Here is a 6,088-nt window from a genome sequence, read left to right on the forward strand (position 1 = left end):
TAGCACGCCGCTACAGCAGCAGCGGTTTGTCGGAGAGTTCGTTGTGGTCGCCGTCGCCATCCCGGCGCGGCATGGCCGCCGCCAGTTGCGCATGCAGCTGCTCCAGCGCACTTAGCGTACTGCCCTGGAAGTCGCCCCGGGCATAGCCGCTGGTCATGGCGTGGCAAACCGCTTGCCACTGCTCCCGCGTGACCCGGCCATTGATGCCGCGATCGGCCACGATCTCCACCTTGCGGTCGCCCAGGTTGATGTAGACCAGCACGCCGCAGTTTTCCTCGGTATCCCAGATGCGATAGCGCGAGAACAGCTCATGGGCGCGCTGGCGCGCGCTTTCGCCGCGCCTGAGTGCGCCCAGCGAGAGCGAGGCTTCGACGATCACGCGCACCTGGGCGCGATGGTGGCGTTCACCCTCGCCAATGCTGGCCTGGATGGCCTTGAGCGTGGCCGAGGGGAAGGCGCGTCTTGCCGCTGCATGGGTGCTGCGCAGATGCCGCCACAGACGGCCAGCCAATGAAGGGGAAGTCTTGTGTTGGGACATGTCACCAGTCTCCCGAGGCGCCGCCGCCGTCGAATCCGCCACCGCCACCGGAGAAGCCGCCGCCGGAGGAACCTCCGCCGAAACCGCCTCCCAGTCCACCTGATCCCGGCCAGTTGCGGCCGGAGGCGGCATTGCGCGCAGCCTGGTCGAGGATGCTGCCGATGATGACGCCGGCGCCGGTGCTGGCGCCACGGCCCCAGTCATTGTTGTTGAGGGTGTTGCGGGCGCGGCTGCGTGACTTCAGCAGCACGCCAAAGAACACTACCAGGAACAGCACGACGACCAGCACCGCGATCCAGCCGCCGCCATCATCGGCCTGGACCGGCGCTGTGCCGGCATGGCGCTGCGCCGGGGGCAACTGCTCCTGCGCCAGCAGGCCGGAGATGGCCGAGACGCCCGCGGCCAGGCCGCCATAGAAATCGTTCTGGCGGAAGTGCGGGGCGATCACGTCTTCCAGGATGCGCTTGGATTGCGCATCGGTGAGGCTGCCCTGTACGCCGCGTCCGGCCTCGATGCGCAGCCGTCGCAGTGCCTTGGGATTGTCGCGGGCGACGATGAGGATCACGCCGTCGTCCACGCCTTTGCGCCCCAGCTTCCAGGCGTCGGCTACGCGGATGCTGTACTGCTCGATGGCTTCGGGCGCGGTGGAGGACATCAGCAATACCGCGATCTGGCTGCCGGTGCGCTGTTCCAGTTCGGCCAGCACGCCTTCGAGGGCCTGGCGCTGCTGTGGCTGCAGCAACGCGACCTGGTCGATCACGTGGCCCGACAGCGGCGGCACCGCGACCAGGCCGTCGGCGGCGCCAGCCGTGCCCGGCAGCAGCGCCAGGGCCAGCAGGCAGCCGGCCAGCAGGGACTTGCCCACCGTCAGCTTCATCCGCCTCGTCAGTGTCCTCAGCATCGGCGTACGCGGCTTACTTGCCGAAGTTGACCGTCGGCGCAGTCGAGATGGCCTTCTCGTTCTCGACCGTGAAGGATGGCTTGACCTGGTAGCCGAACACCTTGGCCGTGATGTTGCTGGGGAAGCTGCGCGCCAGGATGTTGTAGTCCTGTACCGCGGCGATATAGCGCTGGCGGGCCACGGTGATGCGGTTCTCGGTGCCTTCGAGCTGCGATTGCAGATCGCGGAAGCTGGTGTCAGCCTTCAGCTGCGGGTAGTTCTCCGACACCGCCATTAGGCGCGACAGGGCCGAGGACAGTTGTCCCTGCACTTGCTGGAACTTGGCCAGGGCTTCCGGGTTGTTCAGCACTTCCGGGGTGATCTGGAAGCTGGTGGCGGCGGCGCGGGCCTGGGTCACGGCTTCCAGGGTGTCCTTCTCGTGGGCGGCATAGCCCTTGACGGTGTTGACCAGGTTGGGGATCAGGTCGGCGCGGCGCTGGTACTGGTTCACCACCTCGCCCCAGGCAGCCTTGGTGGCTTCATCCTTGGCCTGGAAGTCGTTGTAGCCGCAGCCGGTGAGGGTCAGGGCCAGGGTCGCGATGGCCAGCCAGGCGAAGAGTTTTTTCATGTTGTCTTTCCTCGTAGCAAAAATGAAGCAAAGGGAGCGCATGAGACCAGGAAACCCGCCACAAGTGCCTGATATTCCCGCAAAAATGGGTGAACATCAGGCAAAAATCGAGATCCTTGCATGCTGGCGCGCTACAATAGCGCATCTTTCAGTTAAAGGCATCACCGTGACATTCATCGAGAAACTCAACGCCGCGTGGACTTCGCGTAACTCCCTGCTGTGCGTCGGCCTGGACCCCGACGTCAAGAAATTCCCGGCCGAGCTGCAAGGCCGCCCGGACGCGATCTTCGAATTCTGCCGCGCCATCGTCGATGCCACCGCCGAAGCCGCCTGTGCCTTCAAGCCGCAGATTGCCTACTTTGCCGCGCTGGGCGCGGAAGAGCAACTGGAACGCATCTGCGCCTACCTGCGCACGAACTACCCCGAGATTCCGTTGGTGCTGGATGCCAAGCGCGGCGACATCGGCGCCACCGCCGAGCAGTATGCCCGCGAAGCCTTCGAGCGCTATGACGCCGACGTCGTCACCGTCAGCCCCTACATGGGCTGGGATTCGGTCTCGCCCTATCTGGAATGGAAGGATCGCGGCGTGATCGTGCTGTGCCGCACCTCCAACGCCGGTGGTTCGGACCTGCAGTTCCTGGAAGTCGATGGCAAGCCGCTGTACCAGCACGTGGCCCGCCTGGTGGCCGAGAAGTGGAATACCAATGGCCAGTGCGGCCTGGTAGTGGGCGCGACCTTCCCCCACGAGCTGGCCCAGGTGCGCGCCATCATCGGCGACATGCCGCTGCTGGTGCCGGGCGTCGGCGCCCAGGGTGGCGATGTCGAAGCCACGGTCAAGTCCGGCAGGACCGCTGCCGGCACCGGCATGATGATCAATTCCTCGCGCGCCATCCTCTACGCCAAGCCGCAGGTGGGTGAAGATTTCGCCGCTGCGGCGCGCCGCGTGGCCATCGAGACGCGCGACGCCATCAACCAGTTCCGCTGATCTGGCGACCCCAAAAAAAACAGGCGGCGACTCCTTGCGGAGCGCCGCCTGTTTGCGTTGATAGCGGGGCTTATTTCACCCTTACTCCCCTTACTCCCCTTACTCGGCCAGCAGCTTGAGCAAGCCTTTCAGCGAATGCTCCACGGTCTGGGCGCGGACTTCCTGGCGATCGCCCTTGAAGACCAGGCGTTCGGTATAGGTCTTGTCGCCCACGCGCCAGCCGAAGCAGACGGTACCGACCGGCTTGCCGGGTACGGCACCGCCGGGGCCGGCGATGCCGGTGGTGGAGACCGAGACATCCGAACTGCTGTTGGCCAGCGCACCCTCGGCCATGGCGCCGGCGATCTCTTCGCTGACCGCGCCGTGCTGGGCGATCAGGGCTTCGGAGATATCCAGCAATTCATTCTTGGAAGCATTCGAGTAGGTCACGAAACCGCAATCGAACCATTCCGACGATCCGGCGATCTCGGTGATGGCGTGGGCAATACCGCCTCCGGTACACGATTCGGCAGTGGCAAGCAGCAGGCCTTTGGCCTTGAGCGTCTGGCCTACGCGGGTGGCCAGGTCTATCGTGGTATCCATGCGTGTCATCCTCGGCTGTGCCGCAGTCTCTGGCCATGTTGCCGGCAGGACTGCAGTCGGTTGATCATCGAACTGCACGGTCTAGCATACTCCCTTGTCGCCGGGAGTTGTTGCAACCGGCATGTCCGTCTTGCCTGCTTACCAGTAGGTGCGCCAGAAGGCAAACACCAGCAGGGTGTAGAAGGCCGCCACGATGTCATCCCACATCACACCGAATCCGCCCTTGAAGTGGCGGTCGAACCAGGCGATCGGCGGTGGCTTGACCATGTCGAAGAAGCGGAACACCACGAAGGCTGCAAGCTGGACCTTGGCGCTGGCCGGTGTCACCAGTACCAGCACCAGCCAGAAGGCGATGATCTCGTCCCACACCATGCTGCCGTCGTCGGGCGAATTGAGTGCCTGGCCGGTGCGCTGGCAGGCCCAGACGCCGATGATGAAGCCGGCCACGATGATGGCCATCCAGTTGCTTGCCGTGAAGACCTGCGGCCAGCGGGTGGTCAGCACCGCATAGGACAGCCATGCGAAGAGCGTGCCGGCCGTGCCCGGCATGATGGGCGAGAGGCCGCTGCCGAAGCCCTGGGCGATCCAGTGCGCCGGATGGGCCAGCATGAAATGCGAGGTCGGCTTGCGCTTCTTGGGGGCGGCGGGCGGGGGCGGGAAGGACGGGGTGGGGCCGGAAGCAGGGTTCATGTACGGAAATGGTCAAAGGAATCCGGAGTCTCTTGCCAGGGCTCGCCGGCGGCATCCAGCAGGCGCAGGCCCGGTTCGGCCTCGATGCTGCCGATGCGGGTCACCGCCGTGCCGGCTGCTTGCGCGGCCTTGTAGACGGCGTCGCGCTGGCGCACGGGGGCGGTGAAGCAGAGTTCGTAGTCGTCGCCGCCGGCGAGCGTGAAGCGGCGGTGCAGGTGCAGGTCACGCTGTTGCAGCACCGGACCGGCCGGCAGTACATCCACATCCAGCGTGGCGCCCACGCGCGAACGCGCAAGGATATGACCGAGGTCGCCGGCCAGGCCGTCGGAGATGTCGATGGCGGCATGGGCGATGCCGCGCAGGGCCAGGCCGAGTGCCACGCGCGGGGTAGGGGCGTGCATGCGCGGTGCGGCCTCTTGCAGTTCATCCGCATTGATCGGGAACTCCTGGCGGTAGCCGGCCAGTGCCAGGCGGGCGTCGCCCAGCGTGCCCGAGACCCAGATGTCGTCGCCCACGCGGGCGGCGTCGCGGCGCAGCGCCTGCTGCGGCGGCACCTCGCCGAAGACGGTGATGCTGATGGTGAGAGGCCCCTTGGTGGTGTCGCCGCCGATCAGCTCGCAGCCATGCGCATCGGCCAGTGCCAGCATGCCCTGCGAGAACGGTGCCAGCCATTGCGCATCAGCCTGTGGCAGGGCCAGCGCCAGCGTGAAGGCGATCGGATGGGCGCCCATGGCGGCCAGGTCCGACAGGTTCACCGCCAGGCATTTGTGGCCCAGCAGATGCGGATCGGCATCGGGGAAGAAGTGACGGCCACAGACCAGCATGTCGCTGGAGATGGCCAGCTGCATGCCCGGAGCCGGTGTCATCAGCGCGCAGTCGTCCCCCACGCCGAGTGCGGTGCGGCTGTCGGGAGCGGGCGGGCGGCTGAAGTAGCGCGCGATGAGTTCGAATTCGGAGAGCATGGCGCGATTGTAACCAATCCGTCACGGCTTCTGGAGCACAATCCATCTGACCCGTCCTGACAGCGATGTTGCGCTGCAGCGTAAGTAGGCGGATGCACTGGAAAGGCGCATGGGACGGCGTCAGGTTGCACTGCGCAAGGCGGCTAGGGGTTTTCCCCAATACCGGGTATGGCGCGATGCTGGCAGCCTGTCTGGCCGGAAATGAAGCTGTGCGCAACTTGCGCCTATCACACGATAAACGTACGTCATTTGTACCGTGAAAGGGCATGTTCGCGATCATCATGGATCATCGGTCGATGCCCGCAAAGCCAGTCCCGAAAAGGCTTTGCGCGGGGCAGCATGAGTTCGGTGGCCTATGATTGAGGGCCGACCTCTGCTAGAATCGACCCCCTTCGCAAGTCAACTAGAGAATACAGAGTTATGGATTCGATGATCAGTAAGAAAGAAGAAGTGCGTCAGCAACTTCGTCAGGCAGCGCTGGATTACCACGAGTTTCCGACCCCGGGCAAGATCAGTGTCACTCCCACCAAGCTGCTGACCAACCAGCGTGATCTCTCCCTCGCGTATTCTCCCGGCGTGGCCGCGGCCTGCGAAGAAATCGTCGCCGACCCGCTCAATGCCTTCCGCTACACCGCCCGCGGCAACCTGGTGGCCGTCATCACCAACGGTACTGCCGTGCTGGGCCTGGGCAACATCGGTGCGCTGGCCTCCAAGCCGGTCATGGAAGGCAAGGGCGTGCTGTTCAAGAAGTTCGCCGGCATCGACGTCTTCGACATCGAAATCAACGAGACCGACCCGGACAAGCTGATCGACGTCATCGCGG

7 protein-coding genes and 1 pseudogene are annotated in these 6,088 nt (G+C 65.0%); 2 read left to right on the plus strand and 6 right to left on the minus strand.

Annotation, left to right across the window (positions count from 1 at the left end; all coding sequences use genetic code 11):
- Positions 1–10: 10 nt before the first annotated feature.
- Genes ACIPHN_RS20700 through ACIPHN_RS20710 form a run of 3 tightly spaced genes read right to left on the minus strand, consistent with a single transcriptional unit; the run spans position 11 to position 2,046 of the window.
- A complete protein-coding gene (locus ACIPHN_RS20700) occupies positions 11–538 on the minus strand; it encodes a TPM domain-containing protein (RefSeq protein ID WP_400439499.1) in 528 nt (175 codons plus the stop codon).
- Position 539: 1 nt separating this feature from the next.
- Positions 540–1,415: a TPM domain-containing protein gene (locus tag ACIPHN_RS20705; protein ID WP_400439501.1), complete on the minus strand. Its 876-nt coding sequence runs from the start codon at positions 1,413–1,415 to the stop codon at positions 540–542.
- A gap of 37 nt (positions 1,416–1,452) precedes the next feature.
- Positions 1,453–2,046, minus strand: coding sequence for a LemA family protein (locus ACIPHN_RS20710; protein ID WP_400439503.1), 594 nt, complete (start codon positions 2,044–2,046; stop codon positions 1,453–1,455).
- A 166-nt stretch (positions 2,047–2,212) separates the two neighbouring features.
- Here ACIPHN_RS20710 and pyrF point away from each other — a divergent pair, with 166 nt between their 5' ends.
- Positions 2,213–3,031, plus strand: a complete 819-nt coding sequence (gene pyrF / locus ACIPHN_RS20715; RefSeq protein ID WP_400439505.1) for an orotidine-5'-phosphate decarboxylase — start codon at positions 2,213–2,215, stop codon at positions 3,029–3,031.
- 99 nt (positions 3,032–3,130) lie between these two features.
- Here pyrF and ACIPHN_RS20720 read toward each other — a convergent pair whose 3' ends face one another.
- From ACIPHN_RS20720 to thiL, 3 genes are all read right to left on the minus strand, one after another.
- Positions 3,131–3,613 carry a CinA family protein gene (locus tag ACIPHN_RS20720; RefSeq protein ID WP_400439507.1) on the minus strand — a complete coding sequence of 161 codons (483 nt, stop codon included), beginning with the start codon at positions 3,611–3,613 and terminating at the stop codon, positions 3,131–3,133.
- Between the two features lie 138 nt (positions 3,614–3,751).
- Positions 3,752–4,303, minus strand: a complete 552-nt coding sequence (locus ACIPHN_RS20725; RefSeq protein WP_400439510.1) for a phosphatidylglycerophosphatase A — start codon at positions 4,301–4,303, stop codon at positions 3,752–3,754.
- Positions 4,300–5,265 (minus strand): thiamine-phosphate kinase, encoded by a 966-nt coding sequence (gene thiL / locus ACIPHN_RS20730; protein WP_400439513.1) that lies wholly within the window; start codon positions 5,263–5,265, stop codon positions 4,300–4,302. Before thiL ends, ACIPHN_RS20725 begins: the two co-directional genes overlap by 4 nt.
- Before the next feature lie 450 nt (positions 5,266–5,715).
- On the opposite strand from thiL, the pseudogene ACIPHN_RS20735 reads away from it, so the two are divergent.
- Positions 5,716–6,088 (plus strand): annotated as a pseudogene (locus ACIPHN_RS20735) (NADP-dependent malic enzyme); the annotation flags it as partial.

The sequence above is a fragment of the Herbaspirillum sp. NPDC087042 genome (assembly GCF_044745245.1).
In the GTDB taxonomy this organism is placed as follows: Bacteria; Pseudomonadota; Gammaproteobacteria; order Burkholderiales; family Burkholderiaceae_D; genus Herbaspirillum.

Bases quoted from the DNA above. Each gene is read 5' to 3' on its own strand.
- ACIPHN_RS20700 (WP_400439499.1), bottom strand. From the start codon at position 538: ATGTCCCAACACAAGACTTCCCCTTCATTGGCTGGCCGTCTGTGGCGG.
- ACIPHN_RS20705 (WP_400439501.1), bottom strand. From the start codon at position 1,415: ATGAAGCTGACGGTGGGCAAGTCCCTGCTGGCCGGCTGCCTGCTGGCC.
- ACIPHN_RS20710 (WP_400439503.1), bottom strand. From the start codon at position 2,046: ATGAAAAAACTCTTCGCCTGGCTGGCCATCGCGACCCTGGCCCTGACC.
- ACIPHN_RS20720 (WP_400439507.1), bottom strand. From the start codon at position 3,613: ATGGATACCACGATAGACCTGGCCACCCGCGTAGGCCAGACGCTCAAG.
- ACIPHN_RS20725 (WP_400439510.1), bottom strand. From the start codon at position 4,303: ATGAACCCTGCTTCCGGCCCCACCCCGTCCTTCCCGCCCCCGCCCGCC.
- thiL (WP_400439513.1), bottom strand. From the start codon at position 5,265: ATGCTCTCCGAATTCGAACTCATCGCGCGCTACTTCAGCCGCCCGCCC.